The 25,741-nt window shown below is 71.7% G+C and carries 23 protein-coding genes, 1 pseudogene and 1 riboswitch; of the genes and pseudogenes, 18 read left to right on the top strand and 6 right to left on the bottom strand.

Annotated elements, in window-relative coordinates; translation table 11 throughout:
• The first annotated feature begins 70 nt into the window (after positions 1–70).
• On the top strand, positions 71–883 hold the full coding sequence (gene truA, locus ACIA5D_RS10760; RefSeq protein WP_396029648.1) for a tRNA pseudouridine(38-40) synthase TruA: 813 nt from the start codon (positions 71–73) through the stop codon (positions 881–883).
• Here the strand turns inward: truA and ACIA5D_RS10765 are convergent.
• Positions 880–1,782: a hypothetical protein gene (locus ACIA5D_RS10765; protein WP_396029649.1), complete on the bottom strand. Its 903-nt coding sequence runs from the start codon at positions 1,780–1,782 to the stop codon at positions 880–882. The genes truA and ACIA5D_RS10765 overlap by 4 nt on opposite strands.
• Positions 1,783–1,878: 96 nt before the next feature.
• On the opposite strand from ACIA5D_RS10765, the gene ACIA5D_RS10770 reads away from it, so the two are divergent.
• From ACIA5D_RS10770 to thiC, 9 genes and pseudogenes are all read left to right on the top strand, one after another.
• The gene (locus ACIA5D_RS10770) at positions 1,879–2,490 is read left to right on the top strand and encodes a class I SAM-dependent methyltransferase (protein ID WP_396029650.1); all 612 of its coding nucleotides are present in this window, start codon (positions 1,879–1,881) and stop codon (positions 2,488–2,490) included.
• Between the two features lie 34 nt (positions 2,491–2,524).
• Positions 2,525–4,171 carry an ABC-F family ATP-binding cassette domain-containing protein gene (locus ACIA5D_RS10775; protein ID WP_396029651.1) on the top strand — a complete coding sequence of 549 codons (1,647 nt, stop codon included), beginning with the start codon at positions 2,525–2,527 and terminating at the stop codon, positions 4,169–4,171.
• 34 nt (positions 4,172–4,205) lie between these two features.
• Positions 4,206–4,317: riboswitch (TPP riboswitch) on the top strand.
• Positions 4,311–4,880, top strand: a pseudogene (locus ACIA5D_RS10780) (thiamine phosphate synthase); the annotation flags it as partial. It overlaps the preceding riboswitch by 7 nt.
• A 137-nt stretch (positions 4,881–5,017) precedes the next feature.
• Entirely contained in the window at positions 5,018–6,016 is a 999-nt protein-coding gene (thiO, locus tag ACIA5D_RS10785; RefSeq protein ID WP_396029652.1) for a glycine oxidase ThiO, read from the top strand.
• Positions 6,016–6,222 (top strand): sulfur carrier protein ThiS, encoded by a 207-nt coding sequence (gene thiS, locus ACIA5D_RS10790; protein ID WP_396029653.1) that lies wholly within the window; start codon positions 6,016–6,018, stop codon positions 6,220–6,222. The genes thiO and thiS overlap by 1 nt, the downstream gene beginning before the upstream one ends.
• 2 nt (positions 6,223–6,224) lie before the next feature.
• Positions 6,225–6,968 carry a thiazole synthase gene (locus tag ACIA5D_RS10795; RefSeq protein WP_396030340.1) on the top strand — a complete coding sequence of 248 codons (744 nt, stop codon included), beginning with the start codon at positions 6,225–6,227 and terminating at the stop codon, positions 6,966–6,968.
• Positions 6,962–7,723 (top strand): thiamine phosphate synthase, encoded by a 762-nt coding sequence (locus tag ACIA5D_RS10800; RefSeq protein WP_396029654.1) that lies wholly within the window; start codon positions 6,962–6,964, stop codon positions 7,721–7,723. The genes ACIA5D_RS10795 and ACIA5D_RS10800 overlap by 7 nt, the downstream gene beginning before the upstream one ends.
• Positions 7,720–8,478, top strand: a complete 759-nt coding sequence (gene thiD, locus ACIA5D_RS10805; protein WP_396029655.1) for a bifunctional hydroxymethylpyrimidine kinase/phosphomethylpyrimidine kinase — start codon at positions 7,720–7,722, stop codon at positions 8,476–8,478. The genes ACIA5D_RS10800 and thiD overlap by 4 nt, the downstream gene beginning before the upstream one ends.
• 72 nt (positions 8,479–8,550) lie before the next feature.
• A complete protein-coding gene (thiC, locus tag ACIA5D_RS10810) occupies positions 8,551–10,098 on the top strand; it encodes a phosphomethylpyrimidine synthase ThiC (protein ID WP_396029656.1) in 1,548 nt (515 codons plus the stop codon).
• Positions 10,099–10,184: 86 nt separating this feature from the next.
• Here thiC and ACIA5D_RS10815 read toward each other — a convergent pair whose 3' ends face one another.
• Both ACIA5D_RS10815 and ACIA5D_RS10820 read right to left on the bottom strand, forming a co-directional pair.
• Positions 10,185–11,369, bottom strand: coding sequence for a hypothetical protein (locus ACIA5D_RS10815; protein ID WP_396029657.1), 1,185 nt, complete (start codon positions 11,367–11,369; stop codon positions 10,185–10,187).
• A 99-nt stretch (positions 11,370–11,468) separates the two neighbouring features.
• On the bottom strand, positions 11,469–12,635 hold the full coding sequence (locus ACIA5D_RS10820) for an ABC transporter substrate-binding protein (RefSeq protein WP_396029658.1): 1,167 nt from the start codon (positions 12,633–12,635) through the stop codon (positions 11,469–11,471).
• A 347-nt stretch (positions 12,636–12,982) separates the two neighbouring features.
• On the opposite strand from ACIA5D_RS10820, the gene ACIA5D_RS10825 reads away from it, so the two are divergent.
• Genes ACIA5D_RS10825 through ACIA5D_RS10840 form a run of 4 tightly spaced genes read left to right on the top strand, consistent with a single transcriptional unit; the run spans position 12,983 to position 17,379 of the window.
• Positions 12,983–15,979 carry a nitrate- and nitrite sensing domain-containing protein gene (locus tag ACIA5D_RS10825; RefSeq protein WP_396029659.1) on the top strand — a complete coding sequence of 999 codons (2,997 nt, stop codon included), beginning with the start codon at positions 12,983–12,985 and terminating at the stop codon, positions 15,977–15,979.
• The gene (locus ACIA5D_RS10830; RefSeq protein ID WP_396029660.1) at positions 15,976–16,383 is read left to right on the top strand and encodes a roadblock/LC7 domain-containing protein; all 408 of its coding nucleotides are present in this window, start codon (positions 15,976–15,978) and stop codon (positions 16,381–16,383) included. The genes ACIA5D_RS10825 and ACIA5D_RS10830 overlap by 4 nt, the downstream gene beginning before the upstream one ends.
• 32 nt (positions 16,384–16,415) lie before the next feature.
• On the top strand, positions 16,416–16,778 hold the full coding sequence (locus tag ACIA5D_RS10835) for a DUF742 domain-containing protein (protein ID WP_203730233.1): 363 nt from the start codon (positions 16,416–16,418) through the stop codon (positions 16,776–16,778).
• Positions 16,759–17,379 carry a GTP-binding protein gene (locus ACIA5D_RS10840; protein WP_396029661.1) on the top strand — a complete coding sequence of 207 codons (621 nt, stop codon included), beginning with the start codon at positions 16,759–16,761 and terminating at the stop codon, positions 17,377–17,379. The genes ACIA5D_RS10835 and ACIA5D_RS10840 overlap by 20 nt, the downstream gene beginning before the upstream one ends.
• 6 nt (positions 17,380–17,385) lie before the next feature.
• Here ACIA5D_RS10840 and ACIA5D_RS10845 read toward each other — a convergent pair whose 3' ends face one another.
• Positions 17,386–18,531: a uroporphyrinogen-III synthase gene (locus ACIA5D_RS10845; RefSeq protein ID WP_396029662.1), complete on the bottom strand. Its 1,146-nt coding sequence runs from the start codon at positions 18,529–18,531 to the stop codon at positions 17,386–17,388.
• A 588-nt stretch (positions 18,532–19,119) separates the two neighbouring features.
• Here ACIA5D_RS10845 and rplM point away from each other — a divergent pair.
• From rplM to glmM, 3 genes are all read left to right on the top strand, one after another.
• Positions 19,120–19,563: a 50S ribosomal protein L13 gene (gene rplM, locus ACIA5D_RS10850; protein WP_020513634.1), complete on the top strand. Its 444-nt coding sequence runs from the start codon at positions 19,120–19,122 to the stop codon at positions 19,561–19,563.
• A 20-nt stretch (positions 19,564–19,583) separates the two neighbouring features.
• Entirely contained in the window at positions 19,584–20,081 is a 498-nt protein-coding gene (gene rpsI / locus ACIA5D_RS10855; protein WP_396029663.1) for a 30S ribosomal protein S9, read from the top strand.
• Between the two features lie 102 nt (positions 20,082–20,183).
• Positions 20,184–21,524, top strand: a complete 1,341-nt coding sequence (gene glmM, locus ACIA5D_RS10860) for a phosphoglucosamine mutase (protein WP_396029664.1) — start codon at positions 20,184–20,186, stop codon at positions 21,522–21,524.
• A gap of 4 nt (positions 21,525–21,528) precedes the next feature.
• Here the strand turns inward: glmM and ACIA5D_RS10865 are convergent, their stop codons facing one another.
• A complete protein-coding gene (locus ACIA5D_RS10865) occupies positions 21,529–22,728 on the bottom strand; it encodes a pyridoxal phosphate-dependent aminotransferase (RefSeq protein WP_396029665.1) in 1,200 nt (399 codons plus the stop codon).
• 1 nt (position 22,729) lies between these two features.
• The gene (locus ACIA5D_RS10870) at positions 22,730–23,563 is read right to left on the bottom strand and encodes an MmpS family transport accessory protein (RefSeq protein ID WP_396029666.1); all 834 of its coding nucleotides are present in this window, start codon (positions 23,561–23,563) and stop codon (positions 22,730–22,732) included.
• A gap of 185 nt (positions 23,564–23,748) precedes the next feature.
• Between ACIA5D_RS10870 and glmS the strand changes: the two genes are divergently transcribed.
• Positions 23,749–25,635 (top strand): glutamine--fructose-6-phosphate transaminase (isomerizing), encoded by a 1,887-nt coding sequence (gene glmS, locus ACIA5D_RS10875; RefSeq protein WP_396029667.1) that lies wholly within the window; start codon positions 23,749–23,751, stop codon positions 25,633–25,635.
• Positions 25,636–25,741 lie beyond the last annotated feature (106 nt).

Consider the following 25,741-nt stretch of genomic DNA (forward strand, 5'->3'; position numbering starts at 1 on the left):
TGGGTGAGGCCCGGCACCCCTCCCGGGTGCCGGGCCTTTCTCGTGTCCGCCCGCTTTCTCGGGGAGATCGATGGAGACCATTCGCCTACGGCTGGACGTGTCGTACGACGGCGCCGACTTCTCCGGGTGGGCGGCGCAACCGGCGCGGCGCACGGTCGCCGGGGTGCTCACCGAGGCGCTGGGACGTCTGGTCGGGGCCGAGACCCCGCTGGGGCTCACCGTGGCCGGGCGGACCGACGCGGGAGTCCACGCCACCGGCCAGGTCTGCCACGTCGACCTGCCGCTCGAGTCCTGGGCCGAACTCGAGGGGTCGCTGCTGCGGCGCTTGGCCGCGCTGATGCCGCCGGACGCCCGAGTCAGGGCGATCACGCCGATGCCGGCGTCGTTCGACGCGCGCTTCTCGGCGACCTTCCGGCGGTACGAGTACCGGGTCGCGGACACGCCGTGGGGGCCGGAGCCGCTGCGCCGCCACGACACGCTGGGATGGGTACGGCCGCTCGACCTCGCGCGGCTCAACGCCGCGGCCGCCGGGCTCGTGGGGGAACACGACTACGCGGCCTACTGCAAGCGGAAGGAGCACGCCACCACCGTGCGGGCGATCACGCGCCTCGACTGGCGCCGGGACCCGGACGGAGTGTGCGTGGCGACGGTGCAGGCCGACGCGTTCTGCCAGTCCATGGTGCGCAGCCTCGTGGGGGCCATGCTGACCGTGGGCGACGGCCGGCGCGGGCCGTCGTGGCCGGGGACGCTGCTGACGCTGCGGGAACGGTCGAGCGAGGTCACCGTGGCGCCGGCGCACGGGCTCACGCTGGTGGCGGTCGGCTATCCGGAGGCGGCCGAGTACGCGACGCGGGCGGACGCGACACGAAGGCTCCGGGCCTAGGCGCCGGCATCGGCGGCGCGGCGGCCCAGGACCGTGGTGCCGAGGTAGCTGTCGACGAGGTCGTCGGTGATCCGGGCCGCGTACGGGTCGTCGGCCGCGACCAGGCTGTCGTCGGGCCGATTGATCACGCAGTAGAGCAGGTAATGGCCGCGGGTGCGCCAGCCGACCTGCGCCGTCGGCAGCGCGTCGGGGTCGTGCCGGCCGGCGGGCAGGGTGGCGAGGCCGCCGTCGCCGGTCTCCACCAGGTGGCGGAGCACGTCGTCCACGTCGACGGCGCCGGCCGCGTCGGCCAGGTTGAACATTCCCGCGGTGACCCGGTAGTCGCCGTACGGCGCCACCAGGCCGGCCCGCACCACCTGGCTGCACCCGTGCTCGACGAGCAGGTCGCCGAGGTCGCCGCTGGTCGCCGAGCGGCAGTCGGCGTCGATGTGGGTCAGCGTGATCCGGTACGGGTTCGTGCCAGCGGGCCGGACCGTGCCGCTGTCCGGGAAGATCTCCTCGACCGTCAGCGGGGCCGCGTCGACCGTCCGCGAGGCGAGCATGCCGGCCGCGATCGGATCGGCGCCCGCCTCCGCGTTCCCACCGCCGTTCCGCCCGGCCAGCACGAAGAACGCGGTCAGCGAGATCAGGGCGAGCAGGATCAGCGCGGCCAGTCCGCGGACCAGGAACTGGGCGGTCCGCGGCGGCTCGCGGACGGCCCGCGGACGTGGCCGGTCGGGTGCGCGGGGCGCGCGTGAGCGTTGCCGGTCGGGTGAGCGAGCCGCGCGCGAACGGTGCTGGCCGGCGCCGCTGCTGCCGCGCCGTCCCGGTGGCCGGGCGGCGGCGATGACGCTGCCGAACAGGGCAAGTGCGCCACCGGGCGCGCGATGCTCGCGGCGTTGAGGGGTGCCGTACAGCATGCATTTCAAGCTAGGAGCGCACGGTGATCGATGGCCGCACACCATGTGCGGCACCCCGGCGCAGGTGGCGGGCCCGGCCGGCGGCAGACTTGCGGGGTGACCGCCGAGCATTATTTCAGCGCCGAGCCCACGACGCCTGCCCAGCGTGGCGAGATCGAGTTCAACGTCGCGGGGCGTGACTACCGGCTGGCCGTGGCGTCCGGCGTCTTCTCGGCCGGGCGGCTCGACCCCGGCACCGCCGTGCTGTTGCGCAAGGGCGGCCTGCCGACCGCCGCGTCCACCGGGGTGTTCCTCGACCTGGGCTGCGGGTACGGCCCGATCGCCGCGGTGCTGGCCAGCGAATCGCCGCTGGTCACCGTGTGGGCGGTCGACGTGAACTCGCGTGCCCGCGAGCTCACCGCGGAGAACGCGGCGACGCTCGGGCTGGCGAACGTCCGGGTGGCCGCGCCCGACGAGGTGCCCGGCGACGTCGTGTTCGACGAGATCTGGAGCAACCCGCCGACCCACGTGGGCAAGGCCGAGCTGCACGCGCTGATGGAGCGCTGGCTGCCGCGGCTCGCCCCGTCCGCCGTGGCCTGGCTGGTGATCAATCGGCACCTCGGCGGCGACTCGCTGCATGCCTGGCTCGTCGAACATGGTTGGCAGGTCGAGCGGGTAGCCAGCCAAAAGGGGTTCCGGGTGCTGCGGGTCTCGCGGAAAACCGGCTGACCGCGGGGCCCGTCGCCCGGGAGAATGCTGGCCCATGGGTTACGTGGATGTCGCCGGGGTGGGTTTCGTGCTGCCCGATGGCCGTGAGCTTTTCGCCGACGTGTCGTTCCGGGTCGGCGAGGGGGCCAAGGTCGCCCTGGTCGGGCCGAACGGCGCGGGCAAGACCACGCTGCTGCGGATGGTCGCCGGCGACCTGCCGACCCAGGGCGGGAGCATCGCGCGCTCCGGCGGGCTCGGCGTCATGCGCCAGTTCATCGGGATGATCGGCGACGACCGTACGCTGGAAGATCTTGCTTTGTCGCTGGTCGAGCCCGCATTGGGCGCCGCCGGTGACCGGCTCGCCGCCGCGGCCGCCAGCCTCGACGAGACCGAGCGCAGCCAGATCGCCTACGCCCACGCCATCTCCCATTGGGGTGAGGTGGGCGGATACGACGCCGAGGTGCTCTTCGACACCGTGGCCGTCGCCATCCTCGGCAAGCCGTGGGACGAGGTGCGGCCCCGGCCGGTCCGCACGCTCTCCGGTGGCCAGCAGAAACGCTTCGCGCTCGACCTGCTGCTGCGCGGGCGCGACGAGGTGCTGCTGCTCGACGAGCCGGACAACTTCCTCGACGTGCCCGGCAAGCGCTGGCTCGAGCAGCGGCTGAAGGAATCGGCGAAGTCGGTGCTGTTCGTCTCGCACGACCGCGAGCTGCTGGCCCAGACCGCCGACCGGGTGGTGGCGGTCGAGGGCGGCAGCGCCTGGACGCATCCGGGCGGGTTCGCCTCATGGCACGAGGCCCGGGTGCACCGGCACGAGAAGCTCGAGGAGAACCGGCGGCGCTGGGACGAGGAGCACCAGAAGCTGCGCGAGCTGATGCTGATGTACAAGCAGAAGGCCGCCTACAACTCCGATATGGCCTCTCGGTATCAGTCCGCCCAGACTCGGTTGCGCCGGTTCGAGGAGGCGGGCCCGCCGCCACTGCCGCCCAAGGAGCAGTCGCTGCGGATGAACCTGCGCGGCGGGCGCACCGGCAAGCGGGCGGTGATCTGCGAGCAGCTCGAGATGGACGACCTGACGTTCCCGTTCGACCTGGAGATCTGGTACGGCGACCGGGTCGCGGTGCTCGGCGCCAACGGCACCGGGAAATCGCACTTCCTGCGGCTGCTGGCGGCCGGCGGCAGCGATCCCGAGGCCGAGAACAAGCCGGTCGACGGGGCGCCGCTCGCCCACGTGGCGCACTCGGGGGTGGCGCGGCTCGGTGCGCGGGTGCGTCCGGGGCACTTCTCGCAGACGCACGATCGGCCGGAACTGCTCGAGCGGACGCTCGTCGAGATCCTCTGGCGGGGTGACGATCATCGCTCCGGGATGGACCGGGCGGGGGCGATGAAGGCGCTCAACCGGTACGAGCTGGCGGGGCAGGGCGATCAGCTCTTCGGGACGCTCTCGGGCGGGCAGCAGGCGCGGTTCCTGGTGCTGCTGCTGGAGCTGTCGGGCGCGACAGTTCTGCTGCTGGATGAGCCAACGGACAACTTGGACCTCGCCTCGGCGGAGGCGCTGGAGGAAGGGCTCAAGCAGTTCGAGGGGACGGTGATCGCGGTCACCCACGACCGGTGGTTCACCCGGTCCTTCGACCGCTTCGTGCTGTTCCAGGGGGACGGGGAAGTGATCGAGACCCCGGAGCCGGTCTGGGACGTGCGCTAGTTTTCTTCTCCCGGGCCGGTTATGGTCCGGGAGAAGACAACCCCACGGGAGTCCGGTGCACCGGGCTGAGAGGGGGGCTGATGCGGCCCCCGACCGTCGAACCTGATCCGGATCATGCCGGCGCAGGGAGGAGCGTTCGTTGTTTCCTCGTTTGCACATCGTCACCGACTCGCTCGATGTGGTGCGCGGGGCCGTGGGACACGGGCCGGTCGCGATTCAGATAAGGGTCAAGACGTCGGATCGGCTCGCCCATCAGCTGACGGTCGCGGCTCTCGAGGTCTGCCGCGCGGCCGGCGCGCTCTGCCTGGTCGATGACCGGGTGGGAGTGGCGCTCGCGGCGGGGGCCGACGGGGTGCACGTGGGAGCCGAGGATCTGCCGGTGGCCGCGGTGCGGCGGGTGCTCGGGCCGAGAGCGGTTGTCGGGGCCACCTGTCGCACGCCGGACGCCGGGCGGGCCGCGGTCGGCGACGGGGCCAGCTATCTGGGAGTGGGGCCGGCGTTTGCCACGTCCAGCAAGGACGGGCTGCCCGCGCCGTTGGGGGCGGCGGGGATCGGGGCGGTGGTCGACGCAGTGCCGGGCACGCCGGTCATCGCGATCGGCGGCATTACGGCTTCCCGGGCGGCTGAGCTGCCGGGATACGGGGTGGCGGCGATCTCGGCGATCGCCGGCGATCCGGCGGGGGCAACGGTCGCGCTGCTCACGGCGCTCGCCCCGCGTGGCGACCTCGAAGTATTGCGCGGAGGCACACTCGCGGGCGGCGCGGCCGCGAGCGCGGGCGGTGCGGGTGCAGGTGGCGCGGTCGCGAGCGCGGGCGGTGCGGGTGGCGCGGTCGCGGGTGGCGTGCGATGAGAGTCGCCGTTGTCGGGGCCGGGATCATCGGGCTTTCCATTGCCTGGCGGCTTCAGGAGCGCGGCTTCGACGTCACCGTGCTCGACAGCGGGGAGCCGGGCGCCTGGCACGTCGCGGCCGGGATGCTCGCGCCCGGCGGGGAATCGGCCTTCGAGCAGCCGGCGCTGACGCGGCTCCTCGACGAGTCCAACGAGCGGTGGCCGGCCTTCGCCGCCGCGCTCGGCGTGGACGTGGGCTATGACGACGCGGGGACGCTCGGGCTCGCGATGACGGCGGACGACCTCGCCGACGCCGCGCGGGTCTGGACCAGGCAGAAGCGTCCCCGGCTGCGTCCGTCGGAACTGCGCGGACGCGAGCCGGCATTGTCGCCGCGGGTGCGGGCCGGGGTCTACGCGCCGGCCGAGCGGCAGGTCGATCCGCGCAAGGTGGTGGCGGCCCTGCGGGAGCGGCTCGGCGGGCGGATCGTCGCGAAGCGGGTCGGCGATCTGTCCGAGGTGGACGCGGAGACCGTGGTGGTCGCGGCCGGCTGCGGCACGGCCGCGCTGACCGGGTTGCCGGTGCGGCCGGTGAAGGGGCAGGTGCTGCGGCTGCGCGGCGAGCCGGGGCTGCTGCGGCACGTGCTCGATGCGACCGTCGACGGCCGGCACGTCTATCTCGTGCCGCGGGCCGACGGCGAGATCGTGGTCGGCGCCACCCAGGAGGAACGGACCGATCGGGCGATCACCGCGGGCGGGGTGCACGACCTGCTGCACGCCGCGATCGACCTGGTCCCGGGGCTGGCCGAGTGGGAGCTGGCGGAGACGACCGTGGGCCACCGGCCGGGCACGCCGGACAACGCGCCGCTGCTCGGTCGTCTGCGGGGAAACCACATCGTGGCGGCCGGGCACCACCGCAACGGGGTACTGCTGGCCCCGATCACGGCCGATCTCATCGCCGGGCTGGTCGCCGGCGAGGAAGACCCATTGCTCGATCACTTCGCGCCGGGGAGGTTCTGATGCGGTTGACGGTCAACGGACGGGAGCTCATCGAGACCAGCGGGGACGACCTGTCGGTTGCCGCCCTGGTCGAGCGGCTCACCGAGGCGCGCCGGGGCGTCGCGGTGGCGGTCAACGGGACCGTCGTGCCGCGGTCGACGTGGGAGACGAGCCGGCTTGCCGACGGGGACGCGGTCGAGGTGCTCACCGCGGCGCAGGGGGGGTGACGATGCTGTTCGGGGAATCTCGGCTCATCCTCGGCACCGGCGGCGCGAACAGCCTCGCAGCCCTCGAGGAGGCGATCCGGGCGTCGGAGACCGAGCTGGTCACCGTGGCGCTGCGCCGGGTCGACGCGGCCGGTCCGGGCCTGCTGCCGATGCTCGACCGGCTCGGCGTGCGGGTGCTGCCGAACACGGCCGGCTGCTACACGGCCGGCGATGCGATCAAGACGGCCCACCTGGCCCGCGACGCCTTCGAGACCGACCTGATCAAGCTCGAGGTGATCGGCGACGAGCGGACGCTGCTGCCCGACGGGGTGGAGCTGCTGAAGGCGGCCGAGCAACTGGTGACCGACGGTTTCACGGTGCTGCCGTACACCAGCGACGACCCTATCCTGGCCCGCCGGCTGGCCGACGTGGGCTGCGCCGCGGTGATGCCGGCCGGCTCGCCGATCGGTTCCGGCCTCGGCATCTCCAACCCGCATCACATCCGGTTGATCCGCCGGTCGGTGGAGATCCCGGTGGTGCTGGACGCCGGCATCGGCACGGCGTCGGACGCGGCGCTGGCGATGGAGCTGGGCTGCGACGCGGTCCTCATCGCGAGCGCGATCACCCGGGCCGACGATCCGGCGGGAATGGCGGCGGCGATGCGGCACGCGGTGACCGCGGGGCGTCTCGCCTACACGTCGGGGCGGATTCCCCGGCGCTTCCACGCGGTGGCATCCACTTCGGACGAGGGTCTGGCGCAATGGTGACGCCGAGCGGTCTGGTGCTGCTGACCGATCGGCGGCTCGCCTCCGGCTCGCTTCTGACGGTGGTCGCGCGGGCGGTCCGCGGCGGCGTCGCGTGGGTCATTCTCCGGGAGAGAGATCTGCCGTACGCCGACAGGCGGGCGCTCGCGGTCTCGCTGCGGGACCTCCTGCCGCCGGGCCGGCTCATCGTCGCGGGGCCCGACCCGCTGGGCGCGGACGCCGTGCACCTGGCGGAGGCGGACCCGCTGCCGGCGGCCGACGTCGCGCTGGTCGGCCGTTCGTGCCACGACACCCCGCGACTGTCCATCGAGGACTACGTGACCCTGTCGCCGGTCTATCCGACGCTGTCGAAGCCGGGCTACGGGCCGGCGCTGGCTCCGGAGCGGGCGGCCGAGCTTGCGGGCGACGTGCCGTGGCTCGCGCTGGGCGGGATCGACACGCCCGCACGAGCGGCAGCGTGCGCGGCGGCCGGGGCTCGGGGCATCGCGGTGATGGGCGCGGTGATGCGCGCCGTGGACCCGGAGCAGGTGTCGCGGGATCTGGCGTCCGCCTTCGGGCGGGCGCGCACGGCCCGCGCGGTCCGAAGCGTCGACTCCTCGTCCGATGTGGAGGAAAACTCCGCGGCGGAGCCCGATTCCGCGGCGGAGCCCGATTCCGCGGCGGAGCCAGATTTCACGGTGGGGCCCGACGCCGCGGCGGGGCCAGATTTCGCGGCGGAGCCCGACGCCGCGGACGACCTGGTGGTGGGGCCGCAATGACGCCGCCGGTGGTGCTGACCATCGCCGGGTCGGACTCCGGTGGGGGAGCGGGGATTCAGGCCGACCTCAAGACGTTCGCGGCGCTGGGCGCCTACGGGACGTCGGTCATCACGGCGATCACGGCGCAGAACACGCTCGGGGTCACGGCCATTCACCCGGTGCCGATCGAGGTGGTGGAGGCGCAGCTCGACGCGGTGCTCTGCGATTTCGAGGTGGCGGCGGTGAAGGTCGGGATGATCGGCGACAAGGCGGTGGCCGAGCTGATCCGGGCACGAGGGTCGCAATTGCCGAACCTGGTCGTCGATCCGGTTCTCGTCGCGACCTCGGGAGCACGGCTCGCGGCCGCTGCGGCTGTCGAGCCGCTCCTCGCGTACGGATGCATCTTGACGCCTAATCGGCAGGAAGCCGGCGCCCTCACGCGAAGCCCGGTGGAAACGGCCGGGGAAATGGTTTCGGCGGCCGTCCGGCTCGCCGCGGGCGGAGCGCGCGCGGTGGTGGTGACCGGCAGCGAGCTGGCGACGGACGTGTTGTGGCACGACGGGGTGACCACGACACTGCACGGCGAGCCGGTCGACACGATCAACAACCACGGGTCGGGATGCACCTTCTCGTCGGCGCTCGCGGTGCGGCTGGCGTTCGGCGACTCGGTGCCCTCGGCGGTGAGCGCCGCCAAGAAATATGTGACCGCCGCGCTGCGAGGTGGCAGCGATTGGCGGCTGGGCGCCGGGCCCGGGCCGCTGAACCACTTCGCCTGATCTCGGCCGGGCCCGGTGCAGGGGAATTGTGCTGCCTCGTGTCGTCCGTTATGTACTGATTGGGGAGAAAAAATGAGGCGGAAGGTCTACGTCGAGGGGACGCGCGCCGACGTGCGCGTGCCGTTCAGCGAGGTACTGCTGAGCGACGGGAACGAGCCGGTGCGGCTGTACGACACATCGGGGCCGGGCAGCGATCCCTCGGCCGGGCTGCCGCCGCTGCGGGCGCCGTGGCGGGGTGCGCACGGGACGCAGCTGGCGGCCGCGCGTGCGGGAGTGATCACGCCGGAGATGGAGTTCGCGGCGATCCGGGAGGGAGTCGAGCCGTCGGTCGTGCGCGAGGAGATCGCGGCGGGGCGGGCGGTGCTGCCGGCCAACCACCACCACCCGGAGTCGGAGCCGATGGTGATCGGGTCGCGGTTCCTCGTGAAGGTCAACGCGAACATCGGGACGTCGGCGGTGACCTCGTCGGTGGACGAAGAGGTCGAGAAGATGACCTGGGCGACGCGGTGGGGCGCGGACACGGTCATGGACCTGTCGACCGGGCCGCGGATCCACGAGACGCGGGAGGCGATCATCCGGAACTCGCCGGTGCCGATCGGGACCGTGCCGCTCTACCAGGCCCTGGAGAAGGTCAAGGGTGAGCCGTCGCGGCTGTCGTGGGAGGTGTTCCGCGAGACCGTGCTCGAGCAGGCGGCGCAGGGCGTGGACTACATGACGATCCATGCGGGGGTGCTGCTGCCGTATGTGCCGCTGACCGCCACTCGCGTCACCGGCATCGTGTCGCGGGGTGGGTCGATCATGGCGGCCTGGTGTCTGGCTCACCATCAGGAAAATTTCCTCTATACGAACTTTGAAGAGCTGTGCCGGATATTCGCGGAATACGACATCACGTTCTCGCTCGGGGACGGGCTGCGGCCGGGGTCGATCGCGGACGCCAACGACGAGGCGCAGTTCGCCGAGCTGCGGACGCTGGGGGAGCTGACGCATCTGGCCTGGGAGCACGACGTGCAGGTGATGGTCGAGGGGCCGGGCCACGTGCCGATGCACAAGATCAAGGAGAACGTGGATCTGCAGGTCGCGCTGTGCGGCGGGGCGCCGTTCTACACCCTCGGGCCGCTGACCACGGACATCGCGCCGGCGTACGACCACATCACCTCGGCGATCGGGGCCGCGATGATCGGGATGTTCGGGACGGCGATGCTCTGCTACGTGACCCCCAAGGAGCATCTAGGGCTGCCCAACCGGGACGACGTGAAGGCCGGGATGATCGCGTACAAGATCGCGGCGCACGCGGCCGACCTGGCCAAGGGGCATGCGGGGGCGCAGGCCTGGGACGACGCGCTGTCGAAGGCCCGCTTCGAGTTCCGGTGGGAGGACCAGTTCGAGCTGGCTCTCGATCCCGGGACCGCGCGTGCTTATCACGATGAGACGCTGCCGGCGGCGCCCGCCAAGACCGCGCATTTCTGCTCGATGTGCGGGCCGAAGTTCTGCTCGATGAAGATCTCGCACGAGATTCGGGCGGCGGGGATGCGCGATAAATCGGACGAGTTCCGCGCCAGCGGAGGAAAGGTCTACGTCGCGATGTCGGCAACCCCGCCGTCCCCTGATCAGAGCTTGTAGAACGTCACGTAGTGGTCGGGGGTGAACCCGGCGTAGACCGCGGCCGGCGAGGAACCGGCCGAGGCGGGTGCGGGGTTGCCGGTCTTCTATCCGTTACCTAGCCCGCTCACCCAGTCGGCCACGTTGTCGGACTGCTGTTGCTGCTGTTCGGGCTGCTGGCGACCGCGGCGGGCCCGCCCCCTGGCGGGCTGCTGCGGGATGGGCGTGGGCGCCGACTTGACCGGCGCGGGCGCCGGCGTCACGGGCGCGAAGCCGTTGAACGGCGGCATGTCCTGCGTCGCGAGGACCCCGGTGTCGGAGGGGCGCAGCTGCTCCTCGGGGCGCTGGGCGGCGACCGCCGCGGCCTGGGCGATGGCCGATGCGGGCTGCGCGTCGCGCTTGGGCAGCGGCGGGCGTTGCGGCGTCGCGTCGGCGGACGCGTCGGAGCCGGTCGTCGAGGCGGGGGCGCGGCGGAGGATGGCGGCCAGGACCGAGCCGAGCACGCCGGCGCCGGCCGCGGTCATCGCCGCCCAGTACGGGACGGTCTGGTACTGGTCGGTGCCGGGGCCGGCGATCAGGTAGGCCACCGTGAGCAGGGCCGGGCCGGCCAGGCCGGACAGGGCGATGTTCAGCGTGGACAGGCCGCGACGCCGGGACGCCCAGCCCATCGCGATGCCGCTGATCAGGGCGAGCGCGGGCATCGTGAACAGCGCCGTGCGCCTGGTGGCCTCGGCCGAGAGGAACTCGGGGTCGAGCACGCCGAGGCGTACGGAAGGAAGGGTCTTGCCCGGGGCCATGGACGGCGCCACCGAGACCACCGCGATCACCCACACCGCGATGCCGACGGTCGCGAAGCTCCAGCGGGCGACCCAGCGGCTCAGCGCCGCGTAGGCGGCGAAGATGCCGGCCGCCGCGCCCAGCGCGGCGCAGATGCCGATCACGACCACCGGCTGCACCCCGGCCACGTGGGTGTTGCGGGCCGGCTGCATCGTCAGCGGCACCACCACCCCCGCGCCGATGGCCGCGGCGACCGCGGAGACGAGCCGGGTGCCCGCGCCCGACCCCTTCGGCAGGTATTGCCGGCCGGCCATGCCACCGGCCACGGCCGCGGTCATGGCGAACCAGGCGACCCAGGCCAGCTGAGCAGTCCAGTGGTCACGCATGGTGATGTCAAGCGTGCGGGTGAGGCCGACTATGCCGAGGCCGTACGCCAGCCCGAGCTGGCTGGCGCCGGCCAGCGCGGCAACGCCGAGCGTGACCCCCAACAGTTTGGCCGAGGTCCGGAATGCCATGCCGGGCACGTTACGGAATCCGTGCCCTGCACCGCCACTCCATGCCCGTTTCTTAAGAAACCTTTTGGGCGATCACTCTGCGTGGCGCGTAGTGATCATTTATGATGCCAGCCGCCAGCGTCCGGCCCGCGCCACCAGCAGCGTCAGCGCCTGCGGCATGAGGCCCGAGTGGTTGGCCGGGGTGAGGCGGATCGGGCCCGAGATGCCGTCCACCTGGGAGGTCTCGATGATCTGCCGGATCTGATCGCGGTTGACACCCACCCGGGCGACCGCGGCGGCGATCAGGTCGGCGGCGTCGGCCGCGAATGAGGCGACCCCCGAGTAGCTGCCGTACCGCGAGACGTAGTCGCGGAACCACTGCTTGCGCGAGGCCTTGGCCGGCGTCGTGGCGATCACGTCGTCGATCGCCAGGATCTGGGTGAACACCATCGTGGTGTTGTTGGTGGCGGCGGCCGCGGAGATCGGGATGAACATGTCGCTCGCGGCGGCCGCGTCGAAGTAGATGCGGCCCTTGAAGCCGTCGCTCCGGGCGCTGGAGGCAGCGAGCGCGGCCTGGTCCGGCGAGGCCAGCACGATCAGCGCGCCCGGCTCGGTGTCGGTGAGCGTGCCGACCGCCTGGGTGATGTCGGTGGCGGCCGGCTTCACCGAGCGTGCGGCGGGGTGGTCGATGCCGGCCTTGAGGAGCTCGGCGTCCAGCGCTTTGTCGGCGCCCCGGCCGTAGTAGTCGTCGGTGTAGAGCACCGCGACGTCGGGGACCTGGATGCGGCGGAGCTCGGCCACCAGGGTGGCGGCGCTGTCGGACGAGTTAGGGCCGATCTTGAAGATGTACGGCCGCTCGGAGACCGGCTGGGCGACCTCGTCGGAGGCGGCCAGCGCGATCGTCGGCAGCTTCCGGTCGTTGATCGTCTTGACGTTCTCCACCACGCACAGGTCGCACGAGCCGGTCACGACCGCGGCCACCGACGGGTCGTCGGCGAACCTGGTGAGGTTGCTCAGCGACGCCTTCGGGTCCGAGCGGTTGTCCTGGGTGCGCAGCGCCAGCTTCCGCTTGCCCAACCGGCCCGACGCGTTCACCTGCTCGATCCGCAACTGAAGGGCGCGGCCGTACGCGAGATCCACACTGGACGAGTTGTTCAGGTCGGCGCCGATCACGATGGTGTCGCCGTCGCCGCCCGAACCGCCGTCATCCGATGTGCAGCCGGCCAGTCCGGCGACGAGAAGCGTCGAGGCCACGACGGATGCCGTGGCGAGGCGGGGGAGCCTCACTGCGGTGCCTCCTCGAGGGGCAGAAACGCGGAGCACGGGCGGCAACGGTGACCGGCCGCGAGCGCGTCTGTACGGACAACGTGTCCGTCTGATCGCGCCAAACCTTGCCAACGTGAAGGCGGCTGGTCAAGCCGGTGCGGATCGCCGGCGCGGGATAGTCGTCTCACATATTGGTTGGAATCTTGACGGTGTTCGGTAACCGGAAAATTACAATCAGTGGCTGGTCGGACATTCGTGCACGTCAACACGCGTTTGGTGTCGATTGTGGAACCGAAAGGGTAGTTACTCATCGGACAACAAGTTTGTTTCCGGGCGTACTTCGACTTCCCAAACGGCAACTCTCTCTGATGAAATCGCCGAGCCGCAGCCTCTGGCGGGCGAAGAGATACGGGGATGACCACGGAGGAGAAGTCGTGAGCACCGGATCTTCGACCCAGGTGACGCGCCGTGGTGTCTTCCCCCGGTTGAGGGACGCACGGATCCGGGCCAAGCTGGCCCTCATCCTGTTCGTTCCGCTTGCCGCGGTGATCGTGCTCGCGACCGCCCGTTTGGTCGACGTGAGTCAGCGTGCCACCGAGGCGGGCCAGGTCGAGAAGCTCACCCAGCTCGGCACCGACGTCTCCACCCTGACCCAGCTCCTGCACAACGAACGGATGCAGGCCGCAGCGTACCTGGCGACGCCGGGCGCGCCGGTCGCGACGTACAACGCCGCGGTCAAGAAGACCGACGCCGAGATCCAGGTGTACCGGGACGACCGGCGCGCGCTCGAGGATCCGCCGCCGGCCGTGCAGAACCGCCTCGTGCAGATCGACGACAACCTGAACGCGCTGGACTCCACGCGCAACCAGGTGGGCAAGAAGGACGGCCTCGGTGTCGCCGAGGCGATGTCCCGGTACGGGGTCGTCCTGACCGACCTGCTCGGCTACGGCGACGCCGTGAGCCAGTACGCCGGCGACGACGAGGTCGGCGACAGTCTGCGGGCCACCAGCGCATTCGCCAAGGCGAAGGCTGGCGCCGCCGATCTCGAGTCGATGGCGTACTCGGCCCTGGTCTCCAACGACCTCAGCAACGAGCAGCGCGCCTCGTTCATCGGGGCACAGACCAGCCAGCAGGAGGGTCTGCTGACGTTCGCCGCGTTCGCCTCGCCCGAGCAGCAGTCCCTCGTGGACAACGTGGTCACCGGCGACGCCGTCAACCTGACCGACCAGATCTCGATCCAGCTCGGCCGCGGCGTGACCGTGCCGGCCGTCGAGGTCACCAACTCCTTCGGCGCCGTCGTCGACCTGATGCGCTGGGCCGAGCAGGAGCTGGAGAACCGGAACCTCAAGCTCGCCGCGGACGAGAGCGCCGCGGTCGTACGGCAGGCCGCGCTCGAGGCCGCGCTGGTGGTCCTCGTGCTGATCGTCGCGATCGCCCTCGCCGTGATCCTGGCCCGCTCGCTCAACCTGTCGCTGCGCCGGCTGCGTGAGGGCGCGCTCGCCGTGGCCAACCGCGACCTGCCCGACGCCGTGGCCCGGCTGCGCGACGCCCGGACGCTCGGCGAGAGCGGCGCCGACGAGATCGTCGGCCAGCTGCGCGACCCGATCCGGCTCACCAACCGCGACGAGATCGGCCAGGTCGCCCAGGCCTTCAACGTGGTCCACCGCGAGGCGGTCCGCATCGCGGCCGAGCAGGCGGCGCTGCGCACCACCGTCTCGGCGATGTTCCTCAACCTGGCCCGCCGCTCGCAGTCCCTGGTCGACCGCATGATCGGCGAGCTGGACAGCATCGAGCGCACCGAGGAGGACCCGAAGCGCCTCGCCCGGCTCTTCGAGCTCGACCACCTCGCCACCCGGATGCGCCGCAACGACGAGAACCTGCTGGTGCTGGCGGGCGCCGACTCCAGCGCGCCGCGCCGCGAGGACGCGCTGCTGGTCGACGCGCTGCGGGCCAGCCAGTCCGAGGTCGAGCTGTACAACCGGATCGAGTTCGGCACGGTCGACACCGACATCGCGATCGCCGCGCTCGCCGTCAACGACGTCGTCCGCCTGGTCGCCGAGCTGCTCGACAACGCCACCCGGTTCTCCCCGCCCACCACGAGCGTGGTCGCCGACGCCCGGCGCATCCGCGACTACGTGGTGATCCAGGTGGAGGACCGCGGCCTCGGCATGTCCGAGGAGCAGATGGACCAGCTCAACCGCCGGCTCGCCGAGACGGCCGACGTGGACGTGGCCGCCTTCCGGCTGATGGGTCTCGCCGTGGTCAGCCGGCTCGCCGGCCGGTACGGCATCCGGGTCGAGCTGCGGGCCAACATCGAGGGCGGCACGGTCGCCCAGGTGATCCTGCCGAGCAGCATCGTGGTGCTCCCGCACCGCGGCGGCGGGGCGCTGCCGAGCGGCGGGCAGACGCCGGAGCTTCCCGCGCCGGCCGGCGGCTGGGCCTCCCGGACCGCGACCGCCACCCTGCCGGCGATCTCCCCGGCTGCCGCCGGGCCCGAGCGCTGGTCCGACCAGCCGTCGCACCCGTCGCTGCCGATGTTCCCGTCGCAGCGACCGCCCGCGTCGGCGCCGTCCGCGCCCGCCGCGCCGACCCCGAACCGGCCGCCGCTGCCCACCCGGGTGGCCCAGCCGGCCACCGCGCAGACCGCGACGACCTCGATGAACGGGTTCACCCCGACGCCGATGCCGCCGACCCCGGCGCCGACTCAGCCGGACTCGGGCAGCTGGGGGGCTGCCCTCGCCGCGATGCCGCCGGTGCCGGCCATGCCGATGCCGACGCCTGCCGAGGAGCGGAACGACGCTCCGATCTTCGTGCAGATGCAGCAGAGCTGGTTCCGCAACCATGACGCGGCGGCCACCGAGGAGTGGGGGATGCCGACCGCCGGGTACGCACCGCCGCCCAACTCGAAATCGACCTCTTCGCAGCCGGCGGCGCCCGTTTCGCCGCCACCGGCGGCGCCGGCCTCGCCTGCGGCAGTGCCCGTTTCGCCGCCGCCTGCGCCGGCATCGCCGGCACCCCCGGCCGCGACGAGGTCCGAGACGACCGGGCACAATGGATCATCGGTTCCGCGGCCGCGACAGGCGGCGGAGGACCGGTGGAAGACGGCTGCCGACGATGGCTGGAAGCTGGCGATGGCGGCGGCTGAGCCCGTCGACGCCGGCACCACCCGGTCCGGTCTGCCCAAGCGCGTACCGCAGGCACAGCTGGTGCCCGGCGGCGTGCAGGCGGGACCGCGCCACCAGAACCGTCGCAGCCCGGACGAGGTTCGTGGACTCCTGTCCGCGTACCACCGTGGTGTGCAACGAGGGCGTACGGACGGCACTGCCGAAGCCGGCACCCTCCCGGCTAAGGAGAAGGACCAGTGACCAGGCCCCCCACCATGCATGACATGGGCTGGCTGCTCAACAACTTCGCCAACAGCGTCGCCGGCATCGCCCACGTCGTGGCGGTGTCGGCGGACGGCCTCCTGCTGGCGTGTTCACGCGACCTGCCGGCGGACCGCGCCGACCAGCTCGCGGCCATCGCCTCCGGCGTGGTCAGCCTCACCGAGGGCGCGTCACGGATGTTCGACGCCGGCGCGGTCCAGCAGACGATCATCGAGATGGACAGCGGGTATCTCTTCCTGATGTCCGTCAGCGACGGTTCGTCGATGGCCGTGCTCGCGGCGCGCAGCTGCGACGTCGGCCAGGTCGGCTACGAGATGGCCCTGCTCGTCGAACGGGTGGGCGCCGCGCTGACGCCCTCCCCCCGTGAGGCCGTCAGTCATTAGCCGGCGAGTGGCCGGAAGGGGGTGATCGCGTCATGGGGCAGCCGCAGGACCCACGGGGCAACCTGGTACGCCCGTACGCGGTCACCCGCGGACGGACCGAGCCACGCCGTGACATTCCGATCGAGGCGGTCCTGGTAGCCAGCCAGGCCGCCGTGCAAGAGGCCCGGTTCGCCGGGCACGACAAGTACCGCATCGCGGTGCTCTGTGAGGCGAAGCCGCAGTCACTGGCCGAGCTCTCGGCGCTCACCCGGCTCCCGCTGGGTGTTGCCCGGGTCCTGGTCGCGGACATGGTCGCCGACGGACTGCTGTCATTGCACAGCGCCGCTCCCAAGAAGGGCTTCACGGAGCGGATGGATCTGCTGGAAAGGGTGTTGAGTGGACTTCGCAAGCTCTGAGCGGGCGGGGGCGCAACCCAGGGAGATCACCTCCGCGAAGATCGTCATTGCGGGCGGCTTCGGCGTCGGCAAGACGACGCTCGTCGGATCGGTCTCCGAGATCGAGCCCCTGACCACCGAGGCGCTGATGACCTCGGCCGGTCAGGGCGTCGACGACGCGTCCAAGGTGCCTGGCAAGGAGACCACCACGGTGGCGATGGACTTCGGCCGTATCACCATGGCCGACGACCTGATCCTCTACCTCTTCGGCACCCCCGGGCAGACCCGCTTCTGGTTCATGTGGGACGAGCTCATCCGGGGCGCCGTGGGCGCCGCCGTGCTGGTCGACACGCGACGGATCGCGGACGCTTTCGCGCCGCTCGACTACTTCGAGAACCGGCATCTTCCGTACATCGTGGCCCTCAACTGCTTCGACGGCGCGCCGCGCTACGAGCCGGACGAGGTGCGCGAGGCCCTGGCGATCCCGCCGCACGTGCCGCTGGTGCTGTGCGACGCCCGCCACCGGGACTCGGTGAAAAGTGTGCTCGTGCAGGTCGTCGAGCACGCGATGGCCACGCTGGTGGCCGAGCAGAGTGGCGGCTACCCGGCCGTCGTCGGCTGAGCTCGCTCAGTTCGGCAGCCGGTAGCCGCGCTTCACGACCGTTTGGACCACTCCGGGCGCGCCCAGGCCCGCCCGGAGCCGGGCCACCGCCATCTCGACCGCGTGCTCGTCGGCGCCGCGGGGGAGCGCGTGCAGCAGGGCGGCCCGGGAGAGAACCCGGCCGGGCGCGGCCGCCAGCGCGCGCAGCACGGCCATCGGGGCCGGGGCGAGCGGCCGCAGATCGCCGTCGACGATCGCGGCGTGCCCCCGCAGGGTCAGCGAGTGGCCGGCCACCTCGAGCGTGACCGCCCTCTTCGGCAGTTCCTCGACGATCGTGCGGACCAGGGCGCTCAGCCGGGCCCGGGCCGGCGCCACGATCGGCACGTCGTGCCGGCGCAGCGGGGCGCCGGTCACCGGGCCCACGCAGGCCACCAGCACGTCGGCGCGTAGCGCGTCCAGCAGGGCGTCACCGGCCGGCCCGGCCGCCCGCAGCAGCGCGTTCACGGCCGCGGCGCTGGTGAACGTCACCGCGTCGACCAGCCGGCCGGTGACCAGGTCGACCAGGCGGTGCAGCGGGGCGGGGTCGGTGGGCGGCCCCCAGCGGTAGACCGGCACCTCGATCACCCGGGCTCCGGCCGCCTCGAGCGCCTCGGTGTATTCCGGCTGGCTCTCGCCGTGCAGCTGGAGTGCCACGGTCAGCCCGTTGACGCCCCGGGCCTTGAGGTGGTCGACGACCTCCTCGTAGCTCTCCCCCTCGGGGGACCACTGGTCGTGCAGGCCGGCCGACCGGATCGCGGCGCGCGCCTTCGGGCCCCGGCCGATCAGGTACGCCCGGGCGAGCTGCGAACGCAGCGGCTCGGCCAGGCCCCACCCCTCGGCGGCCTCCAGCCAGCCGCGCATGCCGATGCCGGTGTTGACCAGCACGATGTCGGGCGGGTTGTCGAGGCACGCGCGGGTCGCGGCCCGCAGCTCGGCGTCGTCGGCGATCGGAACGATGCGCAGCGCGGGCGCCAGCACCACGCGGGCGCCCCGGCTCTCGAGCAGGTTGGCGAGCTCGTCGCGCCGCCGATCGGCGGTGACGCCGACGGTGTATCCGGAGAGCGACGCGGTCGGCTCCGTCAGGCCGGCCGCGGTGATCACCGCCCGGCGCGTTCCCCCCGTCCGGTCGGTCATCGTTTTTCGAGAAGTCGCGGCGTGGCCGTACGGTCCACCGAAGGGCACGCTCGGAGCCCGCCGTCCTCAGCGTCGACCCGCTCCCATGTCACGCCTGCGTTCTCCGCCGTACCTCCGTCCGGCGCACACCGCGACTCCTCCTCGCCGAACCGGTGAACCGGTTCGACGGTCACCGTCAGGTCCGTCCTCAACCCTGACGGTGGCCTCTCCATAGTGCGCCGTACCCGCACGCGGCGGCTATGCCCTGCCCGCGTCGTCGAGGGGTGCGCACCATTGGCCATGTGCGAAGCGTGCCGGTGGGGGATTTCACCACGGCGTCCCGTTTGTTTCGAGCCTGCTAAGAGGCATCGACCTGTGACCTCCGCTACGTCCGTTCTCCTCCGTATCCCGGTGTCGGGTGCGTCGTCGCAGCGGAGTATGCTTGGCTGGCATATTGTTGGGGGTCCGGCAGGACCGTCGTTTTGACCACGCGCCGCGCGGCCGGGTATTGTTGCCTGCTGTTGTGTGACAGCCGTTGTGCTCGAGACGTTTTTGCGCTCGGGGCGACCAGCGCGCGACCCCAGACCGACGACAAGACAAGGTAATTCTGTGCGTACGTACAGCCCGAAGCCGGGTGAGATCGAGCGTCAGTGGCACATTATCGACGCTTCCGACGTCGTCCTGGGCCGCCTGGCTACCCACACCGCCAACCTTCTGCGTGGCAAGCACAAGCCGACCTTCGCGCCGCATGTCGACACCGGCGACTTCGTGGTGATCATCAACGCGGGCAAGGTGGCTCTGACCGGCAACAAGCGGCAGACCAAGGTCGCCTACCGCCACTCGGGCTACCCGGGCGGTCTCAAGCAGATCGGCTACGAGGAGCTGCTGTCGAAGCGCCCCGAGAAGGCGATCGAGCTGGCCGTCAAGGGCATGCTCCCGCACAACAAGCTCGCGCGGCAGATCATCAAGAAGCTGAAGGTCTACCCGGGCGCTGAGCACCCGCACGCCGCTCAGCAGCCCCAGCCCTTCGAAATCACCCAGATCGCGCAGTGAGCGCGGGAGAAGGCAGCAGCATGTCCGACATCATCGAGCCCGAGGTCGTCGAGACCGTCGAGGAGCCCGCTGAGACGGTCGTCGTCGTCGAGACGCCCGCGCCGGCCCCGGTCCGCGCCCCGCGTCCCGGTGACCGTCCGATCCAGACCGTCGGCCGCCGCAAGGAGGCCATCGTCCGGGTGCGCCTCATGCCCGGCACCGGCAAGATCACCTGCAACGGTCGTGACCTCGAGGCCTACTTCCCGAGCAAGGTGCACCAGCAGCTCATCCGCGAGCCGCTGACCACCACCGAAAAGACCGAGCAGTTCGACGTGATCGCGAACCTGCGTGGCGGCGGCATCACCGGCCAGGCCGGTGCGCTGCGCCTCGGCATCGCCCGCGCGCTCATCACGAACGAGCCGGACGACCGCCCGGCCCTCAAGAAGGCCGGCTTCCTCACCCGCGACGCGCGGGTCAAGGAGAGCAAGAAGTACGGCCTCAAGAAGGCCCGTAAGGCTCCGCAGTACTCGAAGCGCTGATCGCTTGACAGGCGGCCGGGTTCGCCCCCTCCAACTTGGGGGCGGGCCCGGCCGTTTTGCACCCGTGAAAGGCTTGTTTTGCTCCCGGGAAAGGAAGGCGCTATGGGGCGACTCTTCGGTACCGACGGCGTGCGCGGGCTCGCCAACGGCGACCTGACCCCGGAACTGGCCCTCTCCGTCGCGGTCGCGGCGGCGCGGGTCCTCGTGGAAAGCGACAGCAGCCACCAGCCGATGGCGATCGTCGGGCGTGACCCGCGGGCCAGCGGCGAGATGCTCGAGGCCGCCGTGGTCGCGGGGCTGACCAGCGCGGGCGCCAACGTCGTACGGGTCGGGGTGCTGCCCACGCCGGCCGTCGCGTACCTGGTCGCCCAGACCAACGCCGACCTCGGCGTGATGCTCTCCGCCTCGCACAACCCGATGCCCGACAACGGGATCAAGCTGTTCGCGCCCGGCGGCGCCAAGCTGCCGGACGAGCTCGAGGCGCGGATCGAGCAGGCGATCGAGGACGGGCACGGCCTGATCGGGCGGCCCACCGGCGCCGCGATCGGGCGGGTGCACGACCTGCTGGACGGCGCCGAGCATTACATCAAGCACCTGGTCGGCTCGACGCCGCACCCGCTCAACGGGATCAAGGTCGTGGTCGACTGCGCGAACGGCGCGGCCAGCGAGGTGGGGCCGACCGCGTACGAGGAGGCGGGCGCCGAGGTCATCTCGATCCACGCCGACCCGGACGGCCTCAACATCAACGAGGACTGCGGCTCGACGCACATGGACAAGGTGCGCGAGCGGGTTGTCGCCGAGGGCGCCGACCTGGGCATCGCCCACGACGGGGACGCCGACCGCTGCCTCGCCGTCACCGCATCGGGTGACATCGTCGACGGCGACCAGATCATGGCGATCCTGGCGCTGGCCATGCGCGACGCCGGTACGCTCACCGACGGCACGCTGGTCGCGACCGTGATGAGCAACCTGGGCCTGCGGATCGCGATGAAGCAGTCCGGCATCAAGCTGATCGAGGCCAAGGTCGGCGACCGCTACGTGCTGGAGGAGCTCAACGCGGGCGGGCTGGCGCTGGGTGGCGAGCAGAGCGGCCACATCGTGATGCCGGCCTACGCGACGACCGGCGACGGCGTGCTGACCGGGCTGCACCTGATGGCGCAGCTGGCGGCGTCGGGCAAGTCGCTGGCCGACCTGGCCTCAGTGGTGCACAAGCTGCCGCAGGTGCTGATCAACGTGCGGGTGAGCGACCGGGCGGCTGGCGCGGCCGCGCCGGCCGTTCTCGCCGCGGTGGCGGCGGCGGAGGCCGAGCTGGGGGAGACCGGGCGGGTGCTGCTGCGTCCGTCGGGCACCGAGCCTCTCGTACGCGTCATGGTCGAGGCCGGCACCGAGGAGCATGCACGCTCGGTCGCCGAACGGATCGCGGCCGAGGTCGAAGCCTTCTAGCGGCTCACGGGCGGCTCAGCTTCGAAAGACGCTGGGCCGCCTCGTCGATGACCTCCTCGCGCTTGCAGAACGCGAAGCGGATCAGGTGGCGGCCGGCCTCCTGATGGTCGTAGAAGACCTGGGTGGGCACGGCCACCACCCCGCAGCGGGCGGGTAGCTCGCGGCAGAAGTCGACGCCGTCGCTCCCTTCGCCGTCGCTCGCTTTGATGTCGGCGAGCGGGGTGATGTCAGCGGTGACGAAGTACGTGCCCTCCGACGGCAGGACCGTGAAGCCGGCCTCGGTGAGACCGGTCACCAGGCGGTCGCGGCGGGCCTGCAGGCCCGCCCGGAAGCCGGTGAAGTAGGCGTCGGGCAGGCCCAGGGCGACCGCGACGGCGGGCTGGAGCGGGCCGGCGTTGACGAACGTCAGGAACTGCTTGACCCGGGCGACGGTCGAGACCAGCGCGGCCGGGCCGGTGGCCCAGCCGACCTTCCAGCCGGTGCAGGAGAAGGTCTTGCCGGCCGAGGAGATGCGCAGGGTGCGCTCGAGCATGCCCGGCAGGGTTGCCAGCGGCGTGTGCTTCTCCCCGGCATCGGAGAAGACCAGGTGCTCGTAGACCTCGTCGGTGACCGCGTACACGTCGTGCTCCTGGCAGAGCTCGGCGATCAGGGTGAGCTCGGCGCGGGTGAAGACCTTGCCGGTCGGGTTGTGCGGCGAGTTGAGCAGCACCAGGCGGGTGCGCGGGCCGAACGCGGCGCGTAGCTCGCCCTCGTCGAAGCGGTAGCGGCCGCCGGGGCCGGGGCGCAGCGTGACCGGGCGGCGCACCGCGCCGGCCAGGGCGATCGAGGCCGCGTACGAGTCGTAGTACGGCTCGAAGCACACGACTTCGTCGCCGTACTCGCACAGGCCGAGGATCGCGGCGGCGACCGCCTCGGTGGCGCCCGCGGTGACCACGACCTCGCTGTCGGGGTCGCGGTCGAGGGCCCAGAAGCGCCGCTCGTGCTCGGTGATGGCCGCGCGCAGGACGGGGATGCCGTACAGGGGCGGGTACTGGTTGGCGGGGCCGCTTCTGGCCACCGCGTCGAGCATCTCCTGGGGGCCGTCGGTGTCCGGGAAGCCCTGGCCCAGGTTGATCGAGCCGGTGCGGAGGGCCAGCGCGGACATCTCGGTGAAGATCGTGGTGCCGAACGCGCGCATGCGCTCGACCAGGGGATCGTTCGTCATCTCAATCCAGGGCCAGGTGGGTGCAGGTGACGGTCGCGAAGTTGGCATCGTCGGACGTGTTGGACTTGACCTCGTCGCCGTCGACCGAGGCCTTGCAGCCGACCGTGCCGGCGCTGGCGCCGACGCGCAGGACGACCACGGAGAGCAGCGCCGGGGTCTCCATCTGGGTGGTGAACTTCCAGGGGAGCTTCACGTCGCTGAGCCGGACCGGGGTGTCGCCGGCCTTCTCGAGGTAGACGATCGAGACCGGGCCGTCGCCGGTGACCTCGTAGGTCACGTCGATCTTGCGACCGCTGCCGGCCGCGTCGGTCGGGAGCCCGGTGGGCAGGCCCGGGAAGGTGGGCGCCTCGGTGGGCACGTCGAAGGGGGCGGCCACTTCCTTGGCCTTCTCGGCGACGCCGCGCGCGACCAGGACGCCGGCGGTGACGACGCCGCCGCAGAGCAGGAGCGTGACGGCCAGGATCACGGCGACGAGCGGGGCGTTGTTCTTGCGCGGCGGAGGCGGAGGCGGCGCATAGCCGGGCTGGGCATAGCCGGGCTGGGCATAGCCCGGTGGCGGGGCATAGCCCGGTGGCGGGGCATAGCCGCCGTAGTCGGGCGCGTAGCCGGGCGGTGCATAGTTCACCGGGCCCACGGGCGGGAACTGCGACGTCGGCGGGGAGTCGGGTTCGGGGATACGTGCGGAGCCGGGCGCGTAGGCCGTCGCCGGTGGCTGGTAGGGCTCTGGGGAGAGCGGGTCGCCCGAGGGCGTCGACCAGGGCTGCCCGGAGATCGGCGCGCTCCCGCCGGGCGGCGTCGGCTCCTCCGGCTGCGGGGTGTCGTGCTGGTTGGTCAAGCGTCTCTCCCGGTGCGGGCGCGGTCCTGCGGCGCGCAAGCCGACGGTACGCCAACGACGCCATGGGCGGGTGCCGGGCATGTCGCCGTCGGTCATCCTCCGGACACACTTTCGAGCAACTCGGCTGCTCAAAAGTGTGCTTCTCGAGCATGACGCATGAGCGATCGTCGGTTACGCTGCCCCGCATGTGTGGCATCGTGGGTTACGTCGGCGGTCGGCCGGCGCTCAGCATCGTTCTCGACGGCCTCCGCCGGCTCGAATACCGCGGTTACGACTCCGCGGGCGTCGCCGTCGTCGACAGCGACACCGTTCTGACCGAGAAGAAGGCCGGCAAGCTGGCCAACCTGGAGAAGGCGCTCACCGAGCGGGCCGGCGACAACATCGCCACCGGCAGCACGGCGATCGGGCACACCCGGTGGGCCACGCACGGCGGCCCGACCGACCGGAACGCCCACCCGCACCTCTCCGCCGACGGCCGGGTCGCCGTCATCCACAACGGCATCATCGAGAACTTCGCCCGCCTGCGCAGCGAGCTCGAGGCGACCGGCATCGAGTTCGCCAGCGACACCGACACCGAGTGCGCGGCCCACCTGCTCGCCGCCGAGGTGCGCGAGCTGCGCGCCTCTTCCGCAGGCTTGTCCGGGCCGCAGCTGCTCGCCGAGGCGATGCGCCGCACGGTGCGGCGGCTCGAGGGCGCCTTCACGCTGCTGGCCGTCGACGTCGACGTGCCCGACGCCGTGGTCGCGGCCCGGCGCAACTCGCCGCTGGTGGTCGGTCGCGGCCAGGGAGAGAACTTCCTCGCCAGCGACGTCTCGGCGTTCATCGAGCACACCCGCGACGCGATCGAGCTGGGCCAGGACCAGGTCGTGCTGATCACCCCGGCCGGCATCGAGATCACCAGCTTCGACGGTGAGCCGGCCGCCGCGCACGAGTTCCACATCGACTGGGACGCGTCGGCCGCGGAGAAGGGTGGCTACGACTACTTCATGCTCAAGGAGATCGCCGAGCAGCCGCAGGCCATCGCGGACACCCTGCTCGGCCGGCTCTCCGAGCGCGGCGAGATCGTCCTCGACGAGGTCCGCCTCACCGATCAGGACCTCCGCGACGTCGACAAGATCTTCATCGTGGCCTGCGGCACCTCGTACCACGCCGGCATGGTCGCCAAGTACGCCATCGAGCACTGGGTGCGCATCCCGTGCGAGGTGGAGCTGGCCAGCGAGTTCCGCTACCGCGACCCGATCCTGGACCGCTCGACCCTGATGATCGTGATCAGCCAGTCCGGCGAGACCATGGACACCCTGATGGCCCTGCGGCACGCCAAGGAGCAGAAGGCCCGGGTGCTCGCCGTCTGCAACACCAACGGCTCGACGATCCCGCGCGAGTCCGACGCGGTGCTCTACACGCACGGCGGCCCCGAGATCGCGGTGGCGTCCACCAAGGCGTTCGTCACCCAGCTGGTCGCGTGCTATCTGATCGGCCTGCATCTGGCCCAGATCCGCGGCGTCATGTACGCCGACGAGGTCGCGGCCGTGGTCGAGAAGCTCAGCAGCACCCCCGAGAGCCTGAGGCGGCTGCTCGGCCAGATGGAGGACGTGCGGGCCCTGGCCCGTGACCTCAAGACGGCGTCCACGGTACTGTTCATCGGCCGGCACGTCGGCTATCCGGTGGCCCTCGAGGGCGCGCTCAAGCTCAAGGAGCTCGCCTACATGCACGCCGAGGGGTTCGCCGCGGGCGAGCTCAAGCACGGCCCGATCGCCTTGATCGACGAGGGCACGCCCGTGGTCTGCGTGGTGCCCTCCCCGGCCGGCCGCGGCGTGATGCGCGACAAGGTCGTCTCCAACATCCAGGAGGTTCGCGCCCGCGGCGCCCGCACCATCGTGATCGCCGAGGAGGGCGACGAGAGCGTCAAGGCCTACGCCGACCACCTGATCCCGGTCCCGCACACGCCGACCCTGCTGGCCCCGCTGATGACCGCAGTCCCGCTGCAGATCCTCGCCTGCGAGATCGCCGCGGCCCGCGGCCTCGACGTGGACCAGCCCCGAAACCTCGCCAAGTCCGTCACCGTCGAATGACCTGACCGGCCTCGCCGGGTGCCGGCCCCGTCGGCTGCTGGCGTTGCCGGCTCTGCCAGCTGCTGGCGTTGTCGGCTCTGCCAGCTGCTGGCGTTGCCGGCAGCCA

The sequence above is a fragment of the Actinoplanes sp. NPDC051513 genome (assembly GCF_044454685.1).
Lineage (GTDB): Bacteria > Actinomycetota > Actinomycetes > Mycobacteriales > Micromonosporaceae > Actinoplanes.